This is a genomic window from Acinetobacter sp. P1332, assembly GCF_044057475.1.
GTDB classification, from domain to species: domain Bacteria; phylum Pseudomonadota; class Gammaproteobacteria; order Pseudomonadales; family Moraxellaceae; genus Acinetobacter; species Acinetobacter johnsonii.
Genome location: NZ_CP171157.1, coordinates 269,729 through 289,598, shown reverse-complemented (window position 1 = coordinate 289,598; position 19,870 = coordinate 269,729). Strand labels below are relative to the sequence as shown.

At 42.9% G+C, this 19,870-nt stretch carries 19 protein-coding genes and 2 tRNA genes; 14 read left to right on the top strand and 7 right to left on the bottom strand.

Annotated features, from left to right (window positions below):
- Positions 1-61: 61 nt before the first annotated feature.
- A complete protein-coding gene (locus ACFN7Z_RS01290) occupies positions 62-865 on the top strand; it encodes a DUF4198 domain-containing protein (protein WP_395442437.1) in 804 nt (267 codons plus the stop codon).
- A gap of 66 nt (positions 866-931) precedes the next feature.
- Here ACFN7Z_RS01290 and ettA read toward each other — a convergent pair whose 3' ends face one another.
- Positions 932-2,593, bottom strand: coding sequence for an energy-dependent translational throttle protein EttA (ettA, locus tag ACFN7Z_RS01285; RefSeq protein WP_004978114.1), 1,662 nt, complete (start codon positions 2,591-2,593; stop codon positions 932-934).
- Positions 2,594-2,888: 295 nt separating this feature from the next.
- On the opposite strand from ettA, the gene ACFN7Z_RS01280 reads away from it, so the two are divergent.
- The 4 genes from ACFN7Z_RS01280 (at position 2,889) to ACFN7Z_RS01265 (ending at position 6,230) form a co-directional block, all read left to right on the top strand.
- Entirely contained in the window at positions 2,889-4,166 is a 1,278-nt protein-coding gene (locus tag ACFN7Z_RS01280; RefSeq protein ID WP_114836339.1) for an O-acetylhomoserine aminocarboxypropyltransferase/cysteine synthase family protein, read from the top strand.
- Between the two features lie 320 nt (positions 4,167-4,486).
- A complete protein-coding gene (locus ACFN7Z_RS01275) occupies positions 4,487-5,362 on the top strand; it encodes an SDR family NAD(P)-dependent oxidoreductase (protein WP_238893368.1) in 876 nt (291 codons plus the stop codon).
- A gap of 131 nt (positions 5,363-5,493) precedes the next feature.
- Positions 5,494-5,817, top strand: coding sequence for a hypothetical protein (locus ACFN7Z_RS01270; RefSeq protein WP_131230741.1), 324 nt, complete (start codon positions 5,494-5,496; stop codon positions 5,815-5,817).
- 95 nt (positions 5,818-5,912) lie between these two features.
- Complete coding sequence (locus ACFN7Z_RS01265; protein WP_029575131.1) at positions 5,913-6,230, top strand: hypothetical protein; 318 nt, start codon at positions 5,913-5,915, stop codon at positions 6,228-6,230.
- Between the two features lie 57 nt (positions 6,231-6,287).
- On the opposite strand, the gene ACFN7Z_RS01260 is transcribed toward ACFN7Z_RS01265, so the two are convergent.
- On the bottom strand, positions 6,288-8,639 hold the full coding sequence (locus ACFN7Z_RS01260) for a Tex family protein (protein ID WP_395442434.1): 2,352 nt from the start codon (positions 8,637-8,639) through the stop codon (positions 6,288-6,290).
- 336 nt (positions 8,640-8,975) lie between these two features.
- Between ACFN7Z_RS01260 and ompR the strand changes: the two genes are divergently transcribed.
- The 4 genes from ompR to ACFN7Z_RS01240 all read left to right on the top strand — a co-directional run bounded on the left by ompR (position 8,976) and on the right by ACFN7Z_RS01240 (position 13,777).
- On the top strand, positions 8,976-9,740 hold the full coding sequence (gene ompR / locus ACFN7Z_RS01255) for a two-component system response regulator OmpR (RefSeq protein ID WP_004691545.1): 765 nt from the start codon (positions 8,976-8,978) through the stop codon (positions 9,738-9,740).
- 303 nt (positions 9,741-10,043) lie between these two features.
- Positions 10,044-11,504, top strand: coding sequence for an ATP-binding protein (locus ACFN7Z_RS01250; RefSeq protein WP_348942854.1), 1,461 nt, complete (start codon positions 10,044-10,046; stop codon positions 11,502-11,504).
- Positions 11,505-11,710: 206 nt separating this feature from the next.
- Positions 11,711-13,228: an acetyl-CoA hydrolase/transferase family protein gene (locus ACFN7Z_RS01245; RefSeq protein WP_004978127.1), complete on the top strand. Its 1,518-nt coding sequence runs from the start codon at positions 11,711-11,713 to the stop codon at positions 13,226-13,228.
- Positions 13,229-13,357: 129 nt separating this feature from the next.
- Entirely contained in the window at positions 13,358-13,777 is a 420-nt protein-coding gene (locus tag ACFN7Z_RS01240; RefSeq protein WP_004691549.1) for a GNAT family acetyltransferase, read from the top strand.
- 10 nt (positions 13,778-13,787) lie between these two features.
- Here ACFN7Z_RS01240 and ACFN7Z_RS01235 read toward each other — a convergent pair whose 3' ends face one another.
- The 4 genes from ACFN7Z_RS01235 to ACFN7Z_RS01220 form a co-directional block, all read right to left on the bottom strand.
- Positions 13,788-14,540 (bottom strand): class I SAM-dependent methyltransferase, encoded by a 753-nt coding sequence (locus ACFN7Z_RS01235; protein WP_058870438.1) that lies wholly within the window; start codon positions 14,538-14,540, stop codon positions 13,788-13,790.
- A gap of 142 nt (positions 14,541-14,682) precedes the next feature.
- Positions 14,683-14,758: transfer RNA gene (locus tag ACFN7Z_RS01230), tRNA-Phe, on the bottom strand.
- 136 nt (positions 14,759-14,894) lie between these two features.
- Positions 14,895-14,970 (bottom strand) — tRNA-Phe (locus ACFN7Z_RS01225).
- Positions 14,971-15,156: 186 nt separating this feature from the next.
- The gene (locus ACFN7Z_RS01220; RefSeq protein ID WP_205667502.1) at positions 15,157-15,534 is read right to left on the bottom strand and encodes a GNAT family N-acetyltransferase; all 378 of its coding nucleotides are present in this window, start codon (positions 15,532-15,534) and stop codon (positions 15,157-15,159) included.
- 92 nt (positions 15,535-15,626) lie between these two features.
- Between ACFN7Z_RS01220 and hisB the strand changes: the two genes are divergently transcribed.
- The 5 genes from hisB to hisA all read left to right on the top strand — a co-directional run bounded on the left by hisB (position 15,627) and on the right by hisA (position 19,163).
- Positions 15,627-16,220, top strand: a complete 594-nt coding sequence (gene hisB / locus ACFN7Z_RS01215; RefSeq protein WP_004691554.1) for an imidazoleglycerol-phosphate dehydratase HisB — start codon at positions 15,627-15,629, stop codon at positions 16,218-16,220.
- On the top strand, positions 16,220-16,837 hold the full coding sequence (gene hisH / locus ACFN7Z_RS01210; protein ID WP_348942853.1) for an imidazole glycerol phosphate synthase subunit HisH: 618 nt from the start codon (positions 16,220-16,222) through the stop codon (positions 16,835-16,837). The genes hisB and hisH overlap by 1 nt, the downstream gene beginning before the upstream one ends.
- Positions 16,838-17,126: 289 nt before the next feature.
- Complete coding sequence (locus ACFN7Z_RS01205; RefSeq protein WP_205667500.1) at positions 17,127-17,591, top strand: DUF805 domain-containing protein; 465 nt, start codon at positions 17,127-17,129, stop codon at positions 17,589-17,591.
- 92 nt (positions 17,592-17,683) lie between these two features.
- Positions 17,684-18,352 (top strand): 3'-5' exonuclease, encoded by a 669-nt coding sequence (locus ACFN7Z_RS01200; RefSeq protein ID WP_348942851.1) that lies wholly within the window; start codon positions 17,684-17,686, stop codon positions 18,350-18,352.
- Between the two features lie 79 nt (positions 18,353-18,431).
- The gene (hisA, locus tag ACFN7Z_RS01195; protein ID WP_004691558.1) at positions 18,432-19,163 is read left to right on the top strand and encodes a 1-(5-phosphoribosyl)-5-[(5-phosphoribosylamino)methylideneamino]imidazole-4-carboxamide isomerase; all 732 of its coding nucleotides are present in this window, start codon (positions 18,432-18,434) and stop codon (positions 19,161-19,163) included.
- 76 nt (positions 19,164-19,239) lie between these two features.
- On the opposite strand, the gene ACFN7Z_RS01190 is transcribed toward hisA, so the two are convergent.
- Positions 19,240-19,788, bottom strand: coding sequence for an XRE family transcriptional regulator (locus ACFN7Z_RS01190; protein WP_004691559.1), 549 nt, complete (start codon positions 19,786-19,788; stop codon positions 19,240-19,242).
- Positions 19,789-19,870 lie beyond the last annotated feature (82 nt).

Here is a 19,870-nt window from a genome sequence, read left to right as displayed (position 1 = left end):
TTAGTTTTTCTCGATATAATCAAAAACCTCATCTTACGAAATATTTTTAGGCCTAGTCTCTATGAAAAACGCTCTACTCTGCACACTTTTATTCTGTTCAGTGGCTCAAGCACATGAACCCTACGTCGCTCCACTGGCGTATCACACTGAAAATACCCAAGTCCCTGTATTGAGCGCCTATGCAGAACAAGCCTTTCATCCTGAATATGCCCTAAAAGATATTCCATTCAGCGTTTTCCAACCAAACCAAACACAGACGACGATTCAAGCACAGAAGCACTTAGAATCTGCAACTGCATTTGATCTTAAGCTACCGGAAAAAGGCACCTATACCATTTTTGCCAAGACCTCATATCCAATTGAATATGTACAACATAATCATCAATGGAAAATATTTGCCGATGTCGCAGCAGACAAAGTCCCTGCCTTAAGCGAGCGTGACTATGTCATTCCAAGTGACTTTAAAGGCAAAGTGCCAAGCAAAGTCTCTACGGTTCGCGAATGGAGCATTCAAAGCTATGTGAGCAAAGACAGCACCTCACCTGTTGCTGTAACGCCAGCCCCAATTCAAGTCAACTTCAAAACCCATCCAAACCAAATCACGGTGCAACAGCTTGTACAACTGCAAATTACTCAAGCAGACAAAGCCCTAGCGCATGCAGAACTCATGGTTCGCGCTCAAGGTGAGCTTGAGCAGCAAGCGAAAAGCACACCTGTCGATGTACAAGGCAATGCCACACTCACGTTTGCACAAGCTGGGCAATACCTGATTGAAGTGAGCGAAAAAGTCGATGCCAAAGCAAAACCTAAAAATCAGTATTACACCATTATCAGCTTACAAGTGAATGCCCCTAAAACGCCTTAAGCGGCAATTGCTAAGCATAAAAAAACCAGCCCGAAGGCTGGTTTTTTAATTGAATTAACGGAAGTATTAACCGCCAATTTTCTTGTATTTGGTCCGTTTTTGAACCGCGGCATCACCTAAACGCGCTAAACGATAAGCTTCATACTCAGCATAGTTACCTTCGTAGAATTCAGGCTGCTCGTTCTCAAACGACAAGATGTGCGTTGCAATACGGTCAAGGAACCAACGGTCGTGCGACACTACCATTACCGTACCTGGGAATACAAGAATTGCATCCTCAAGTGCACGTAAGGTTTCGATATCCAAGTCGTTCGATGGCTCATCCAGTAAGATCACGTTTGCGCCCATTTGCAGGATTTTCGCCAGTTGTAAACGGTTACGCTCACCACCTGACAACTCACCTACACGCTTCTGTTGGTCTTGACCTTTGAAGTTAAAGCGACCGATATAAGCACGTGATGCAATTTCATAATCGCCAATTCTTAAGATATCCAAACCGCCAGAAACTTCTTCCCAAACGGTTTTGTTGTTATCTAAGGTGTCACGAATCTGACCCACATACGCTACTTTAACCGACTCACCCAAAGTCACCGTACCTGTATCTGGCTGTTGTTCACCAGTCATCATACGGAACAGTGTGGTTTTACCCGCACCGTTTGGACCCACGATACCCACAATTGCTGTAGGCGGTACGGTAAAGCTTAGGTTTTCGTACAGTACGCGACCATCAAATGATTTGCTGATGCCTTCCACTTCTACGACTTTATTGCCTAGACGTGGGCCAGGTGGAATATAGATTTCAGAAGTTTCGTTACGCTGTTGGAATTCGCGTGAGTTAAGCTCTTCAAAACGCTCCATACGCGCTTTGTTTTTCTTTTGCTGACCTTTCGCATTTGAACGAACCCATTCAAGTTCTTTCTTCAATGCTTTAGCAAAAGATTCTTCTTGCTTGTTCTCTTGCTCTAGACGCGCATTCTTTTGCTCTAACCAAGAAGAATAGTTGCCTTGATATGGAATACCCATACCGCGGTCAAGCTCAAGAATCCATTCCGCCACGTTATCCAAGAAATAACGGTCGTGCGTAATCGCCACAATCGTGCCGGCAAAGTCTTTCAAGAAACGCTCTAACCAAGACACAGATTCCGCATCCAAGTGGTTCGTCGGTTCGTCTAGAAGTAACATGTCTGGCTTAGATAAAAGCAAACGACACAATGCAACACGACGACGCTCACCACCTGAAAGCAAGCTTACATCTGCATCCCAAGCAGGTAGGTTCAAGGCAGCTGCAGCTTGATCCATTTGGTTGCTAAGGTTATGCGCATCCCATGAATGGATAATCGCTTCAAGTTTTTCTTGCTCTTTTGCCAATGCATCAAAGTCTGCATCTTCTGCCGCATATTCAGCAAACACTTCGTCCAAACGTGCCAAAGCATCCAATGGTTCACGTAAACCATCTTCTACATTTCCACGCACATCTTTATTTGGATCAAGTGGCGGTTCTTGTTCTAGGTAACCAATTTTGATACCCGGTTGCGCACGCGCTTCACCAGAGAAATCCTTGTCTACGCCCGCCATAATACGAAGCAAGGTCGATTTACCTGCACCGTTTAAACCAAGTACACCAATTTTTGCACCCGGGAAAAATGACAAAGAGATGTCTTTTAAGATTTCGCGCTTAGGCGGAACCATTTTAGACACTCGGTTCATCGTATAAATATATTGGGCCACGTAGGACTCCTCAATAGAAAAACCAAAAAATCGCAAGAAGCGAAAAAATATTTGCGGGCATTATACGATGAATACGTTGAAAAAATAAGGCATGAAACCGATCTTCAATGCAATGTTACAACTTTCAGCACGGTTGTTTTTTAAACATCACTTTTATCTCACTTTTCCGCAGACAAGAAGCTGCTCGCATCTCATCTTTATGAATTTTTTAGATAAATATTCATTATTTTCACACTTTCACTCATATTCATTGATGGTAGACTGTGCAATATTTAACTCACGCAGATGAAGTCCCATGACCTATAAAGATGAAACTTTGGCTATCCATGCTGGTTATAGCCCCGAAGCCACCACCAAAGCAGTGGCCGTACCGATTTATCAAACCACGTCTTATGCCTTTGATAATACGCAACATGGTGCGGATCTATTTGACCTAAAAGTCCAAGGTAATATTTATACCCGAATTATGAACCCGACCACTGCGGTGCTAGAACAACGTTTAGCCGCACTCGAAGGCGGTATTGGCGCGTTGGCCTTAGCCTCTGGCATGGCAGCCATTACTTATGCTATTCAAACCATTACCGAAGCAGGGGACAACATTGCTTCTGTTTCGACCTTGTACGGTGGCACCTATAACCTGTTTGCCCACACTCTACCGAAACAAGGCATTGAGGTACGTTTCTTTGATTATCAAGATCCAGAAGCCCTACGCGGTTTAATTGATGAAAAAACCAAGTTGGTTTTTGTTGAATCGATTGGCAATCCACTCGGCAACATCATTGACCTAGAAGCGATTGCCAAAATTGCACATGAATATGGCGTGCCTGTGGTAGTCGATAATACCGTCGCAACGCCTGCACTGCTGAAACCCTTTGAATACGGGGCAGATATTGTGGTGCATTCCTTGACCAAATATATTGGCGGGCATGGTAACTCGATTGGTGGAGCGATTGTCGATAGCGGTAAATTTCCTTGGGGCAAGTATCCTGAGCGCTTTAAAGTGCTGAATACGCCAGACCCAAGCTATCACGGCGTGAACTATGTTGAAGCTTTAGGCGAAGCAGCTTATATCGCGCGTGCCCGCGTGGTACCACTACGTAATACCGGCGCTGCGATTAGCCCTTTAAGCGTGTTCTTGATTCTACAAGGCTTAGAAACCCTAAACCTACGTATGGAACGTCATACTGAAAATGCGCAGAAAGTCGCAGAATATTTACAAGCCCACCCCAAAGTGAAATGGGTCAACTATGCCGGCCTGAAAGATCACCCTCAGCATGGCTTGGCGCAAAAATATGTCAAAGGAAAACCTTCGGCAATTTTATCCTTTGGTGTACAAGATGGCCGTGAAGGTGGCACTCGCTTTATTGATGCTCTGCAACTCTTCACTCGCTTGGTCAATATTGGCGATGCCAAAAGTCTGGCCTGCCACCCTGCCACCACCACACATCGCCAACTGAATGAAGCGGAATTAAAGTCTGCTGGAGTAAGTCTTGATATGGTGCGTTTATCTGTAGGCATTGAACATATTGATGATTTGATTGCAGATTTAGAGCAGGCCTTGGCTCAAGTCTAAAATACAGACCACTAAACTTAAAACCTCAATCACATGATTGAGGTTTTTTATACGCTTGTCTTTTATATTTATAGCCCTTTCACTTTGATTGAATTCATGTTAAAAACAATTAATTAGAACCAATAAAATAGAGCTTTTACTCTAATTTTATTTATTATTTCAATAACTTATGCAGTGATATTTTTAAGCAGTTTAGGTATTATACCGTGAAGGAAAGCCGCTACATTTCTCAGAAAATGTAGCCTTAATAATCGAATATAAAAATAGCCATAACCCTCAAATATTTGACTTAGATCAGGAATGATAACGTGAATTCAAGAATGGATAGACTTTTTAAAGAACGTGTAAATGGAAAAACCGTCTTAATTACAGGCGCTTCAAGTGGTATTGGTTTAACCGTTGCACACAAACTGGCTGATGCAGGAGCACACGTCCTTTTAGTTTCGCGCACCAAAGAAACACTAGAAGAAGTTAAAGCAGAAATCGAAGCCAAAGGTGGTTCAGCCTCTGTTTTTCCATGTGACCTAAATGATTTAGACTCGATTGATGAAGTCTCTAAGCAAATTTTAGCTTCAGTCGATCATATTGATATTTTAATTAATAACGCAGGTCGTTCAATCCGCCGCGCGGTGCACGAATCAGCAGAACGCTTCCACGACTTTGAACGTACCATGCAGCTCAATTACTTTGGTGCGGTACGTTTAGTCATGAACATCCTGCCACAAATGATGATTCGTCGTGATGGGCATATTATTAACATTAGCTCGATTGGCGTATTGGCAAATGCCACTCGTTTCTCGGCTTATGTGGCGTCTAAAGCCGCATTAGATGCATTCAGTCGCTGTCTTTCTGCTGAAGTGCATTCACATAAAATTGCGATTACTTCGGTGTATATGCCTTTGGTACGTACGCCAATGATTGCGCCGACGAAAATTTATAAATACGTCCCGACTCTTTCGCCTGAACAAGCAGCAGATCTAGTTGCTTATGCGATTGTGAAACGCCCGAAGAAAGTCGCAACCAACTTAGGTCGTTTGGCATCGATTACTTATTCAATTGCACCAGACATCAACAATAAGCTCATGTCGATTGGTTATAACTTATTTCCAAGTTCTACCGCGTCTGTAGGCGAACAGCAAAAACTCAACTGGGTACAAAAAGCATATGCACGCTTGTTCCCAGGTGAACACTGGTAAGTTTTCTTACAATTTACCCAACCTTTGATCAAAGGTTGGGTAGCTAAATTTTTCGAAACTCTTTTATAGTTCTTAATATTCGCTTAAGAAAAAAAGCTCATCATAAAAGCAATTATAAAAGGGGAAAAGAAATGCAGACACTTTATTTATTCAAGCTTTTTTGCTTCATCTTTGCTGCAACCACTGCTTTTAATCTATATACAGAACTTACCCTCTCTCATATTTCAATCTGGCAAGTGCTGATTCATGGCGGTTTGCTGATGATCTTGCTCGAATTTGGCTTTAAGAGCCAACGCGCACCGCAACAGCCTACCCCACTGACGAGCGAAATATACTCTCTAGAAACAAAAAACAAGCCAACCTCACAACCCTCAAGCATGTATTGCAATATTTTTTCAAAAATAGGTTTAGTCTCCATTTTTTCCAGCCTGATTGCACAAAGCCTAATCAGTTAAGACTCATACCTTTTTTTGTGGACAAAAAATAAAGACGACGTGACCCTTCTACTTTTTGTGTTATAAACAGCCGTCTTTTTTTATTTTGTGAATTTATGCGCGCTTTTACTTTCGTACTGCAATATGTGTGTATCGCTTTTGCGATTTATCTCTGCTACCGAGTAGGCAGTAGCCTGTATTTACAAGATTATGTATTGATGGATATCGTGGCCAATGTCGGCACGATTCTGATCTGTATCGACCTTGCTGTTTTCCTGTGGCATAGCCGCAGCACCCAAGCCATAAGCCTCAAAGATTATGCCACTCGACTGGAACAACCCGCTCCAACTTTTGTCAAAGTTTGCCGAAAGCTTGGGCACTTTGGCATTATGCTGATTATCACCAGTTGGATCGTGCCCATCATCAACGGATAAAAGTAACCATAAAAAAAACCTCCCACTTGGGAGGTTTTTTTATTCAAATCTTAAAGATTATTTCGAACCTTTAATCCCTGCTTGAAGTAACAATGCACCTAAACCACCAATTTTATTTTCTTGAGGTTTAGCCGTTTGCGGCTTCTTATTTGTTTGAGCACGCTCGCCTTGAGGACGTGTTTGTTGTGGACGTTTACCTTGTGGTTTACGTTCACTACGCTCTGTATTTTCACGACGTGGTTGACGCGGAGCTTTAGGCGCTTCAGCACCTTCCGGACGCATCGACAAATTCACACGATTACGCTCAGCATCTACTGTGAGCACACATACTTGCACAATTTGCCCCGGCTTCACCACTTTATGCGGATCTGCAACGAATTCATTCGCCAACTCTGAAATATGAACTAAACCATCTTGGTGTACACCCACATCCACAAAAGCACCGAAGTTCGTCACATTGGTCACGACACCTTCAAGCTGCATGCCTTCAGTCAGTTGCGCAACTTCGGTAATATCTTCACGGAATTTTGCTGTACGGAACTCTGGACGCGGATCACGACCTGGTTTTTCCAGTTCAGATAGTACATCTTGAATAGTTGGTAAACCAAATTTCTCATCTGCAAATTCCTCAGCATTCACTTGGCGAATGATTTCCGAGTTACCAATGATGTCCTTCACTGTCGTCGCTTTCGCTTCAACAATTTTACCCACCAGCGCATAAGACTCTGGGTGAACAGCAGAAGCATCCAGTGGCTCTGAACCATCTTGAATACGTAAGAAACCTGCCGCTTGTTCAAAAGTACGCTCGCCTAACCGCGGTACTTTTTTCAAATCTTGGCGGTTGTCGAAACGGCCATTTTCTTTACGAAAATCGACAATTTGCTGTGCAATCGACTTATTCAAACCTGCGATATAACCCAAGATAGCAGATGATGCAGTATTAACATCCACACCTACCGAGTTCACACAGTCTTCAACGACTGCTTCAAGGGTTTTAGCTAAACCAGTTTGGTTCACATCATGTTGGTACTGACCTACACCTATCGAGTTTGGATCGATTTTCACCAGTTCAGCCAATGGGTCTTGTAAACGACGTGCAATCGACACTGCACCACGAATCGATACATCTAGCTCTGGTAACTCCGCAGAAGCCAATTCAGACGCTGAATAAACCGATGCACCCGCTTCTGATACAGAAACACGTGTCAGTTTTAAATCGCTGTTTGCAGCCATCATTTCAGCCACAACGCTTTCTGTCTCACGGCTTGCTGTACCATTGCCAATGGCAATCAGGTCAACATTGAACTCGCGGCATAAACGGGCAAGTTCTGCAATTGAACCCGCTTTATCATCTTTGGGTGCAAATGGATAAATCGTGCTATGTGCAAGTACATCACCCGATGCATTCACCACAGCCAATTTCACCCCTGTACGGATGCCAGGGTCCACACCTAATGTTGTACGTGCGCCCGCGGGTGCAGACAACAACAAATGACGTAAGTTTTCAGCAAAAACATCCATTGCTTCAGATTCGGCGGCAAGACGTTTTTCGGTGAGCAACGAATGTTCGATGCTTGGACGAACCTTGCCTAACCAGAACAATTTAGCCGTTTGTTTTAAATAGTCTTGACGTGCTTGCGGCTGTGCAGTTTCAAGGCTGTATTCAGTTTCAATACGCGCCAATGGTGCATCATCTTCGCCATCAACTTTTAAACCTAAAACGTTTTCTTGACGACCACGTAACATAGCCAATAAACGGTGTGACGGGACTTTATTTAAATTTTCAGAAAAGTCGAAGTAATCGCGGAATTTTTTGCCAACTTCTTTTTTCTCATCACTTGCCACTAAACTTTTTAAAGTGGCCGTTTTTGCAAACGTGGCCTTAAGTTCAGTGGTCAGTGCAATGTTCTGCGCCCAGTCATCGATTAAAATATGTTGAATCGCATCCAACTGACTGTCTAGATCTGGGTAATCTTCATGGCTAAAGCCTGCCAAGGCTTCAGCTGGATCAACCGCTTCTGCAAAGATTTTCTCTGCAATCGGGCCCAAGCCTGCTTCTTTGGCTTTAAATGATTTACTGGTCCGTTTTGGACGGTATGGTGCGTAAATTTCTTCTAAGGCATTTTTAGTTTCAGCAGCATTTACACGTGCCAATAAATCATCAGACAATTTGTCTTGTTCTTTTAATGATTCGATTACCTTGTCGCGACGTTCAAATAAGTCACGTAAATAAGCCAAACGTGTATCGAGCTGACGTAACTGCGCATCATCTAAGCCTTGCGTGACTTCTTTACGGTAACGCGCAATAAATGGAACGCTAGCACCTTCATCAATCAACTTGATGGCAGCCTCGATTTGATTTGGACGTACGGCAATTTCTTTTGCCAACTGCTGAACTAAGTCAGTCATCGTATGTGATCCCACAAGGATATGTACTAAAAGCCATGATTATAAAGACCAAGACTATAAAATCCACAACTGTTTTTATTAATTTAATGGCTTAAATGTGACATATTTCAGGCAAATTTCATAAATCCATCTCATTTTCAGTATTAAATCTTATTTTTAGGTATTCTTTGCCATTTTTTTCTATGGGCTAAGATGTATACATTTGGTATCTATGTCTTGATTTTACCTGTAATATTTGTTGCTTTAGAGCATAGTAAAGACATACAAATGAGTCGTATACTCAAGACTGTCCCGACTTTTGTTTACGATGACAATAAAGAATAAAGGAGCACTTCAATGAGTTTAGTTGTACCTGCTGAAAAAACAGATGCTGTACATAGCGACGCAGATCGCGTTGAACGCATTTTAGTGGTAGATGACGATGTGCGTTTACGTACGCTACTCCAACGCTTTTTAGAAGATAAAGGCTTTGTGGTAAAAACAGCGCATGACGCAACCCAAATGGATCGTCTGTTACAGCGCGAACTGTTTTCACTGATTGTGCTCGACTTCATGCTCCCTGTTGAAGATGGTTTAAGTATATGCCGTCGTCTACGCCAATCCAATATTGATACGCCTATTATTATGCTCACCGCACGTGGCAGTGACTCAGACCGTATTGCAGGTCTAGAAGCAGGTGCAGATGACTACTTACCGAAACCATTTAATCCAAATGAGTTGTTAGCACGTATTCGCGCCGTACTGCGCCGCCAAGTCCGTGAAGTTCCAGGCGCACCAAGCCAACAAATGGAAGTGGTCAGCTTTGGGCCATGGTCACTTGATTTATCAACACGCACTCTCACGCGTGAAGGTCAAGTCGTAACCCTAACTACAGGTGAGTTTGCGGTACTGAAAGCCTTGGTACAACATCCACGTGAGCCTTTGACTCGCGACAAATTGATGAACCTTGCACGTGGCCGTGAATGGGGGGCAATGGAACGTTCAATTGATGTTCAAGTATCGCGTCTACGTCGCCTTGTAGAAGAAAACCCTGCTCGTGCACGTTATATCCAAACCGTTTGGGGTGTGGGTTATGTGTTCGTTCCAGATGGCGCGGAATAATTCAAAACTGAAAAATACGGCTTCGGTCTTTTTAAGCTGAGTTGCAACAATCAGCACAACGGAGTCCTAAAGTTAAGCTCAACTTTATCGATTAACCTGCGGTTCGCCTTACTATTGTTTCGACAAAAGTAAGCAAAACCATTGTCATCTGCAAAACTCGGCATATTTCTGCATTTCAACATCATGCTCGCAGAAACTTTATAACACCCAGACCTCCTGCCTCGAACAATTGCAGATGACTTTTCGCGTATCGCATACCTGTCACCATTGAACTATGTCTCTTACATAGAAACAGGAAATCACGTGAAACTCGAACCCATCGACCCTCAAAAATTTACAGATTACGAAGCGTATTCAGAACGTAAACGCACGCGTTGGGAACGCTTTTTAGATAAAATCAAGCCGCGTTCTGCTGCCATGCGCACTACCGTACTGGTACTCTTCATTGTATTTTTCAGTTTATTTATGTCTTTGTGGTTCTTTTGGCGCACCTTATATCTTCCAGAAATTCAACAACATGCTCGTTATCTTGCTGTTGAAATAGAAATTCTCAACAACCCCAATTTACGGATTTATCATCAAAATACTGAAGTCGATGTCGATGACTGGCTAAGAAGCCGCGTCGGGATTGAATACGTCACCGATCCCAAAGAATATCCCAATGTTAAAGATAAGGTGATTGCCGAGTTCTTTACCAATCAAATTGAAGCTAAGCTGGCCAAAGAATTAAAAGTCGAACATGCCACAGTATATTTCCAATTTAAACCTAGCCCGCGCATTTGGATTCAAACGCCTGAAATGAACGGCAACTGGGTACGGGAACCACTGAAAACCTATGCCAACTACAGCCCTGAGTTAATTTTCGGTTGGCTGCTTGGCGTACCCCTTATTGCAGCAGCCATTATTTTAACCTTGGTTCGTCAGCTCAATCGCCCGCTGCGTCGTCTGCAAAATGCTGCCAACAGTTATAGTAAAACAGGCACAGCGCCGTATTTAGAGACCAATCACGGCCCCCAAGAAATTCGTGAGGTCAACCAAGCGTTTAATCACATGATCTACACCTTAGATCAGACTGAACGTGACCGCCGGATTATGTTGGCGGGGATTTCACATGACTTACGCACCCCTCTGACCCGTATTCGACTCAGTGCGGAAATGATGCCCGATGATGATTTTTTAAAAGAGGGACTGATTTATGACGTTGAAGATATGGACGCGATCTTAAATCAGTTCATTTCCTATATGCGTGACGGTTCAGATGAGGAAATCCAAGACACCGATTTAAATATGCTATTACAAGAATTGGTGGTGCAATTCAAACCCTTGGATATTCGTTTTGAACCTGCTGAATTACCGATTATTCAGGCACGGAGTCTGTCTCTTAAACGCCTGATTGGTAACTTGATTAATAACTCAAAACGCTACGGTGCTGAGCCGATTGAACTTTCCGCAACAGTGGAAAATGAACATATTTTAATTAGCGTAGCAGACCATGGTGAAGGCATTCCTGACGATCAAATTGAAGAACTTATGCAGCCTTTTGTGCGTGGCAATGAAGCCAGAACAGTCCAAGGCAGTGGTTTAGGTCTCGCCATTGTGAAACGCATTGTTGATATTCACCAAGGTCAACTGGCCATTCATAATCGTGAACAAGGCGGACTTGAAGCAATTATTTCGCTGCCTCTTCATCACAATCAAGATGCTGAAATTTCCAGCAACAACCCACTCGAAAAATTAAAGCAAACCTTGGTTGAGCATTTTTAAACTTTGTACAATAGTTGATCAAACGATTTTGTTCAACTATTCAACAATTTAATTTTACCAAATATATTTCAAACACTTACAAATCATCAGAATCCCTTATACCCACATTTTTTCAAAAAATTAGACCTTAGCCTAACAGGTATGCACAATGTCGTTCTTGATCGGTACAATCGGTGCCAGATCCAGAATATTAACGAGAGTAAACCATGTCTTTAGATCGTATCCGTTTAGCTTCACTTCACGATAAAGTCATCAGTGCAGAAGAAGCGTCTGCTTTTATTGAAGATGGCATGACTGTAGGTATGAGTGGCTTCACTCGTGCTGGCGAAGCGAAAGCTGTACCTTTGGCATTGGTTAAACGTGCACACACAAATCCTTTAAAAATCACATTAATTACTGGTGCTTCTTTAGGTAATGACCTAGACAAGCAATTGACTGAAGCGGGTGTATTGGCACGTCGTTTACCGTTCCAAGTGGACAACACTTTACGTAAAGCCATCAACAATGGCGAAGTGATGTTCATTGACCAACACTTGTCTGAAACTGTTGAGCAAATGCGTAACCTTCAGTTGAAAAAGCCAGATGTAGCGATCATTGAAGCGGTTGCGATTACTGAAGATGGCGGCATCATTCCAACAACGTCTGTAGGTAACTCTGCAAGTTTTGCAATTTTCGCAGAAAAAGTGATTGTTGAAATCAACACCAACTTAAGCCCTGCATTTGAAGGCTTACACGATATTTACATCCCAACTTACCGTCCAACCCGTCAACCAATTCCATTGACTCAAGTGGATGAGCGTATTGGTACGCACGCGATCAATATCGATCCTGCAAAAATCGTCGGTATCGTCATCAACAACGACTTACACGATTCTCCATCGACTGTGACTGCGCCAGATGATGAAACTCAAGGTATTGCAGATCACTTAATCGCATTCTTTGAAAAAGAAGTAGCTGAAGAGCGTCTACCGAAAAACTTAGGCCCATTACAAGCAGGGATTGGCTCAATTGCCAATGCTGTACTTACAGGCCTTAAAGATTCGAACTTCGAAGACCTCGTCATGTACTCAGAAGTGTTGCAAGACTGTACTTTCGAATTGATTGATGCAGGTAAAATGAAGTTTGCTTCAGGTTCATCAATTACCCTTTCTGCAAAATACGGCGAGAAAGTATTTAATAACCTTGAAGCGTACAAAGATAAATTGGTTTTACGTCCGCAAGAGATCTCAAACCACCCTGAATTGGTTCGTCGTTTAGGTATTATCGGCATCAACACTGCACTTGAATTTGATATTTACGGTAACGTAAACTCAACTCACGTTTGCGGTACTAAAATGATGAACGGTATTGGTGGTTCAGGTGACTTCGCACGTAATGCACACTTGGCAATCTTCGTGACCAAATCAATTGCAAAAGGTGGCGACATTTCTTCAATCGTACCGTTTGCGTCGCACATCGACCATGCTGAACATGATGTTGACATCCTGGTAACAGAACAAGGTTTGGCTGACCTGCGTGGTTTAGCACCGCGTGAACGTGCTCGTGCGATTATCGACAACTGTGCACACCCACTGTATCGTGATGCATTAAATGACTACTTCGATCGCTCATGTGCAAAAGGTGGTCATACGCCTCACCTTCTTCGTGAAGCGTTGTCTTGGCATTCTAACTTTGAAGAAACAGGTCACATGCTTCCTGTTCAAGCAGAAGCGAAATCTGCTTAATTTAAAGTTTAAAAAAAAGCGCCCTCTTGGGCGTTTTTTTATGTCTGATGAAAAGTGTAATAAAACACTTATCAAAATAAAAAAACTCAATTAATCTAAAGGCATCCAAAAAATAAAAATGCCAAGCTCATGTTCATTATTCGCCCCTATCTCGAAACAGATTTAGAAGATGTCATTGCACTTTGGGAGGTATGCGACCTCACTCGCCCTTGGAACAACCCTGAAATTGATATTTTTAGAAAAACCGCACAAAAAGATGGTTTATTTTTATTGGCGGTTAAAGATGAACAACTCATCGCCACGTTGATGGGTGGTTATGATGGTCATCGCGGCTGGATTAATTATTTGGCGGTACATCCACACTTTCAACGCAATGGGGTCGCAACCGCACTCATACAGCAGCTCGAGAAGCGCCTGATTGCGTTAGGTTGCCCCAAACTACAACTGCTTGTACGTAAAGAAAATATCGACGTGCAAAGCTTCTATGAGCAACTGGGTTATGAGGAAATCGAAGTCGTATGCTTTGGTAAACGTCTGATTGCCGATTAAGCTCAGACACTCAATGCGCCGATCCCGGTAGACGACCCAATCTTAAAAAAATTGGAAATTTAAGCTCAAAAACTTGGTTCGCGTGATCATCCAACGCAAAGAATGCTTTGAACTCATATAAGGGGTCATTTGAATTTTTCGCTCGATAATGTTTCAGTGCAGACCATGTATTTAAATAATCCAACAATTGAGCAGCAGACCATTGAAACGACATCGACAATTCAGGCGTCGCTATTTCCTCAAAGGGAAAAGGAATGGTTTGGTAGGCCTCGTCGATATAACGTCTTTCGGCATCCCAATAGCCTGTCAAAGTCTTAAAATAAAGTCGCTCAATACAGCCCTGTAACTCAGGTTGCTGCAGCTGAATTAAACCATAGCCAATGACCGCAAAAATGCCTTCAGGTCGTAAAGTCCGCCGCACTTCTGCATAAAAACCATCAAAATCAAACCAATGAATGGCTTGAGCCACCGTGATTAAATCAAAACTCTGCTCGGCAAAACTGGTGTGCTCTGCGGATTGGACCTGATAACTGACATTTTCAAAATAAGGTGCATGTTGTAACTGATGAGCACTGATATCTGTCGCCACCACGGCATCAAAATGCGGCGCCAACAATTGAGTCAATTGCCCCGACCCTGCGCCACAGTCCCATGCAAATTGAGGAGTCGCCACATGCTTGAGTATTTCTTGAATCAAACTTGCTGGATAACTTGGACGTGCGAGTTGATAAAGCTGACTTCCCGATGAAAAGCGGTCTTTCATAAGCCATTCTCAGTCTTATTTTTGACTCAAAATTAGCACATTTTCCATTAACTAAAGCATGATGTTGTTCAACATCTTATACAATCCTACTTTTCATGAGACAAAAAAAAGCCCCAAACATTGTTTGAGACTTTTTTGAATATGGTGGCGAGACCCAGGATCGAACTGGGGACACACGGATTTTCAATCCGTTGCTCTACCTACTGAGCTATCACGCCGATGCCGTGTATTAAGCCGTATCTCAGATGAATAGTCAATAAAAATCATCACTTTTTTTATTTGATCGAATAAATTTCAGGCAAAAAAAATCCCTGATGGGATCAGGGATTGAAATCTTTGAATAAGATTTGAATATGGTGGCGAGACCCAGGATCGAACTGGGGACACACGGATTTTCAATCCGTTGCTCTACCTACTGAGCTATCACGCCGATGTCGCGTATTAAACAGTTTAAGCGAAGCAGCGTCAAGTCCGTTTTCAAAAAAATCATTTGAGTGTTTACTTTTACAGCAAGCCTAGCACCATTCGTACATTTTTTGAGTCATTCTTTACACTTAAAGCGCATCACCATGGCGATTCATGAATAAAAGCAGCCCAAAGACTGCTTTAAAAAAGCTTAAATTTTACCAATGTGCTCTAAGCAACGGTGAATTGCACCACAGCCCGGTTCGAACACTTTCACACCTTTAGCTTCTTCCATACGACAGACTTCTTCAACCAGCCGCTCCGCAACCCCTCGTCCACGGTTTGCAGGATGTACTACGATGTATTCTAAGGTTTTATTTTCACCCTTCCCACTACACCAAATGGCACCAATGACTTTAGTATTAAATTCTGCAGTGTAAAGTAAGGTATACTGAACTAGATTTTGCTCAAGTTGTTCTACGGCATCATGCCCATCGCCAAATTCAGGACTGGTGTCGTACAGTCGCTCTAGCTGGCTGCGCAACTCTTCTTTTTCCAGTGAAGTATAAGCGTGTACGGTAATAGGCATTGATAAACCCTCCTGAGCAATCTAATATGCGGTGACTTCGTTACGGCGAAATATTTTACATCAATTATTTGACGTCTTTGAGGAACGTGTCTATGACAGAACGTATCAGTGAAGTGGTAAGAAATACCAACGAAACCAAAATTCGAGTTCGTGTAAACCTCGATGGTACGGGTCAAGGCACGCTCAACACAGGTATTCCCTTTTTAGATCATATGATTGATCAAATCAAGCGACATGGCTTATTTGATATTGATATTGAATGTGATGGTGACTTGGAAATTGATGATCACCACACGGTGGAAGACTGTGGTATCACGCTTGGACAGGCTTTTGCCAAAGCTTTAGGCGACAAAAAAGGTTTACGTCGTTACGGTCATTTTTATGCACCGTTAGATGAATCTTTAAGCCGTGCTGTGGTGGACTTATCAGGCCGTCCGGGCTTATTTATGGATATTCCATTTACCCGCGCCATGATTGGTCGTTTTGATGTGGATCTCTTCTCTGAGTTTTTCCAAGGCTTTGTGAACCATGCGCTCATGACGGTACACATTGATAACCTCAAAGGTAAAAACAGCCACCACCAAATTGAAAGTGTGTTCAAAGCGTTTGCGCGTGCACTTCGTATGGCGTGTGAAATTGACCCACGTGCAACCAACACCATTGCTTCAACCAAAGGTAGTTTGTAATGACCCGTATTGCCCTTCTTGACTATGGTATGGGTAACCTACACTCAGCAGCAAAAGCGCTTGAGCATGTTGGTGCAACAGTCGATGTGACCAATGACCCTAAACTGATTGCTCAGGCCGATAAAATTGTCTTCCCTGGCGTAGGCGCCATGCGTGATTGTATGCAAGGTATGCATGAAGCAGGGATTGATGAAGTCGTTCGCCATGCGGCATTTAATAAGCCTGTATTAGCGATTTGTGTGGGTATGCAAGCGCTAATGCAATGCTCTGAAGAAAATGGCGGAGTGGATGCTCTCGGTATTTTTGAAGGCAGTGTGAAACGCTTTCCTGATGTAGACGGCTTGAAAGTCCCACATATGGGTTGGAACCAAGTTCATCAGGCTGATCCGAGTCATCCAATGTGGAAAGACATTGAGCAAGATGCACGTTTTTACTTTGTGCACAGCTTTTATGTTGAACCGAAGAACCCTGGTATTGTGGCGGCGACCTGTGACTACGGTTTAGAGTTCTGCACGGCAATTCATCAAGAAAATTTGTTTGCGACACAGTTTCACCCTGAAAAAAGTCATACCGCAGGTTTGCAACTGCTGAAAAACTTTGTGGAATGGAAAATTTAATTCATTCCAGCTTTTGTTTGATTGAAAAAGCTCAACTTCGGTTGGGCTTTTGTTTATCCAAAATTGATGCATCTAGACTAAAAATAAATCAGAAACAGCTTAAGTAAATGAGGCGTGTGACCCCACTTCCGTGTCTTTCAATGTATAAAATCTTTGCTTTACAGCAGACTAGTGTACTCAAGATGGCTGAGATGCCTTTTCATTGTCACCAAATTTGATTATGCTTTGCCTGCTTTTTAGACATTTTTATTTATAAAAAACTTAATTTACAACGATAAGGTAAGTCACTATGACTCAATATGCACAAGAATCTGCGCTGAATGCCGCAGGTCGTTTCGGACGTTTTTCATATCTCGCATGGAACTGTCTGCTTGCCATTGTAGCTGCGATTATCATTGGTATTTTTGCCGTGATTTTTCCAACAACTTTCATCAACATGGAAACAAGCAACTTTGGTGGTGGAATGATTTTTCTTGCTGTGATTTATATAGCAATTTTCTATTTCACCTTCGTATTTACCATTCGTCGCCTACATGACCGCAACCATACGGGCTGGTTATCACTGTTAATGCTGGTACCTCTTGCTAACGTAATCTTAATGCTTTACTTGATTTTTGCACCAGGTGATGATCGTAGCAATAGCTATGGTTCGCCACGCCCAACCGCAGGCTGGGAAGCCGTTTTGGCATGGATTTACATCGTGATTTTCGTTTTAGCGATTATCGGCGGTATTGCGGCTGGTTTTATGTCCTAAAATCACCTGTGCAAAACAGCCTGCCTAGGTCGGCTGTTTTGCTAAATCAACGCAAAAGCTTTAGGCTTAAGCAACAATGGCATAGTCAAAGCATGATGGATTCTTCTTTTCAACACATCCTTCCCAGTAAAGTCGAAATTCAACAATTTCCTCGTTTTCAAAATTTGCCAATGCAAGCGATTCATGTCATTCAGAACGTAGAGCAGTGTGAAGCAATCCGCGCTGAACTGGAACAGGTTTCCATCTTCGGTTTTGACAGCGAGTCCAAACCGACCTTTCACGTGGGAGAAGTCTCCACAGGCCCGCATTTAATTCAACTGGCCAGCGTCGAGCGTGCTTATTTGTTCCAAATGAGTCCACCCATTTGGAGCTTCCTTGCGCCATTTTTGGCGAATCCAGACCAGCTCAAAGTGGGTTTTGGTTTAAAAAATGATGCCTATCTGTTCCGTAAAAAAGGTTTTGAGCTCAAGGGTGTGGTTGAGCTGTCAAAATGCTTTGCAAGCTTTGGTTTGACCAACCCTGTCGGCATTAAAAATGCCATCGCCCTGCTGTTTCAACTCAACTTCCCCAAAAGCAAAAAAGTCAGCACTTCAAATTGGGCAAGGAAAATGCTCACTCCTGAACAAGTTGACTATGCTGCTGGGGATGCCTATGCGGCGCTGTTGGTTTTTGAAGAATTGCGGCGTTTAGAGCGACTCCCAAAAGATATTTCCAAAGAATTAGAAAAAACAATAAAACCTTGTCGTCATGAAAAGCTGTAACAGATGCTTAGAAAATTGCCAATACTTTGCTAAGATGACGGACATTGATTTTATTTAAGATTTGGCTAGGAGCGAAAGCATGCTGATCATCCCTGCAATTGACCTGAAAGATGGCAAATGTGTTCGTTTAAAACAAGGTCGTATGGAAGACGATACGGTTTTTTCTGATGATCCTGTTGCAACTGCACAGCACTGGGTAAATGAAGGCGCGCGTCGCTTACATTTGGTCGATTTAAATGGTGCTTTTGCTGGTACGCCAATTCATAAACCTGTGGTTGAAGCCATTGCTCGAGCACAACCTGAACTGCCAATTCAAATTGGCGGCGGTATTCGCTCACTAGAAACAATTGAACACTACTTAGAAGCGGGTGTGTCTTTTGTCATTATTGGCACCAAAGCCGTTCAAGACCCTGAGTTTGTTGAAGAAGCATGTAAGAAATTTGCAGGTCATATCATTGTCGGTATCGATGCCATGAATGGCATGGTGGCCACCGATGGCTGGGCCAATGTGACCGATGTGAAAGCAACCGATTTGGCCAAGCGTTTTGCCGATGCAGGCGTATCAAGCATTGTCTATACCGACATTGCCCGTGACGGGATGATGCAAGGTGTGAACGTTGAGCAAACTGTTCAACTGGCACAATACTCTGGCCTACCTGTGATTGCATCAGGTGGTGTGACCAACCTTGATGACGTACGTAACCTCAAAGGTCAACCGGGTATTTTGGGTGCAATTACCGGTCGTGCAATTTATGAAGGCAGTTTAAACCTACGTGAAGCACAATTGCTGTTAGATGAACAATCGCTCTAATTGTAGAAGTTAAAAAAGAGGTCTTTTGACCTCTTTTTTATGCGCTAAATATCAGTATGTAAGATCTGCATCTTATTTAATAAATCGCATTACGAATAAACTTTAACGGTACAGTTCCACGGTTGATATATTGGTATTCGATGGCACTCGAAAACACAATCGACTCACCTACACCTAAGACTTTCATGTCACCCGCCAAATCCAAAGTTAACTCCCCCTCCATCACATAGAGCATCTCACGCCAACCGACTGGGTCGGGTTCTGCACTATAGTGCTCATTTGGGGCAAGTACCCATGTCCACAGTTCAACTTTTTGTGTTGCTGCCGCCGAGGCCATTAATTTTGCTTCACTGTGTGCTTGTGTACCATGCCAAGCCAAAATATTGACCACCGCTTGCCCTTGCTGTTCAGGCGCAGCAATAATCTGTACAAAATCGACCTCAAGCACATCGGCAATCAAGCTGAGTTTCGCCAAACTAATATTGTCCTGCCCTGATTCAACTCCAGCCACCATACGACGGCTTAAACCAGCCAAATCCGCCAGTTGTTGCTGGCTCAAGCCTTTTAAACTTCGATAATGACGCACATTTTGACTGACGTGTTGTAGTACCGCAGGAGACTTCATAGAGATAAATCAAAAAAACATTGAGCAATATATTGCACATAAAAACAAAGCATGACAAGCTATGTGCAATATATTGCACACC

Bases quoted from the DNA above. Each gene is read 5' to 3' on its own strand.
- ACFN7Z_RS01290 (WP_395442437.1), top strand. From the start codon at position 62: ATGAAAAACGCTCTACTCTGCACACTTTTATTCTGTTCAGTGGCTCAA.
- ACFN7Z_RS01280 (WP_114836339.1), top strand. From the start codon at position 2,889: ATGACCTATAAAGATGAAACTTTGGCTATCCATGCTGGTTATAGCCCC.
- ACFN7Z_RS01275 (WP_238893368.1), top strand. From the start codon at position 4,487: ATGGATAGACTTTTTAAAGAACGTGTAAATGGAAAAACCGTCTTAATT.
- ACFN7Z_RS01270 (WP_131230741.1), top strand. From the start codon at position 5,494: ATGCAGACACTTTATTTATTCAAGCTTTTTTGCTTCATCTTTGCTGCA.
- ACFN7Z_RS01265 (WP_029575131.1), top strand. From the start codon at position 5,913: ATGCGCGCTTTTACTTTCGTACTGCAATATGTGTGTATCGCTTTTGCG.
- ACFN7Z_RS01260 (WP_395442434.1), bottom strand. From the start codon at position 8,639: ATGACTGACTTAGTTCAGCAGTTGGCAAAAGAAATTGCCGTACGTCCA.
- ompR (WP_004691545.1), top strand. From the start codon at position 8,976: ATGAGTTTAGTTGTACCTGCTGAAAAAACAGATGCTGTACATAGCGAC.
- ACFN7Z_RS01245 (WP_004978127.1), top strand. From the start codon at position 11,711: ATGTCTTTAGATCGTATCCGTTTAGCTTCACTTCACGATAAAGTCATC.
- ACFN7Z_RS01240 (WP_004691549.1), top strand. From the start codon at position 13,358: ATGTTCATTATTCGCCCCTATCTCGAAACAGATTTAGAAGATGTCATT.
- ACFN7Z_RS01235 (WP_058870438.1), bottom strand. From the start codon at position 14,540: ATGAAAGACCGCTTTTCATCGGGAAGTCAGCTTTATCAACTCGCACGT.
- ACFN7Z_RS01220 (WP_205667502.1), bottom strand. From the start codon at position 15,534: ATGCCTATTACCGTACACGCTTATACTTCACTGGAAAAAGAAGAGTTG.
- hisB (WP_004691554.1), top strand. From the start codon at position 15,627: ATGACAGAACGTATCAGTGAAGTGGTAAGAAATACCAACGAAACCAAA.
- hisH (WP_348942853.1), top strand. From the start codon at position 16,220: ATGACCCGTATTGCCCTTCTTGACTATGGTATGGGTAACCTACACTCA.
- ACFN7Z_RS01205 (WP_205667500.1), top strand. From the start codon at position 17,127: ATGACTCAATATGCACAAGAATCTGCGCTGAATGCCGCAGGTCGTTTC.
- ACFN7Z_RS01200 (WP_348942851.1), top strand. From the start codon at position 17,684: ATGATGGATTCTTCTTTTCAACACATCCTTCCCAGTAAAGTCGAAATT.
- hisA (WP_004691558.1), top strand. From the start codon at position 18,432: ATGCTGATCATCCCTGCAATTGACCTGAAAGATGGCAAATGTGTTCGT.
- ACFN7Z_RS01190 (WP_004691559.1), bottom strand. From the start codon at position 19,788: ATGAAGTCTCCTGCGGTACTACAACACGTCAGTCAAAATGTGCGTCAT.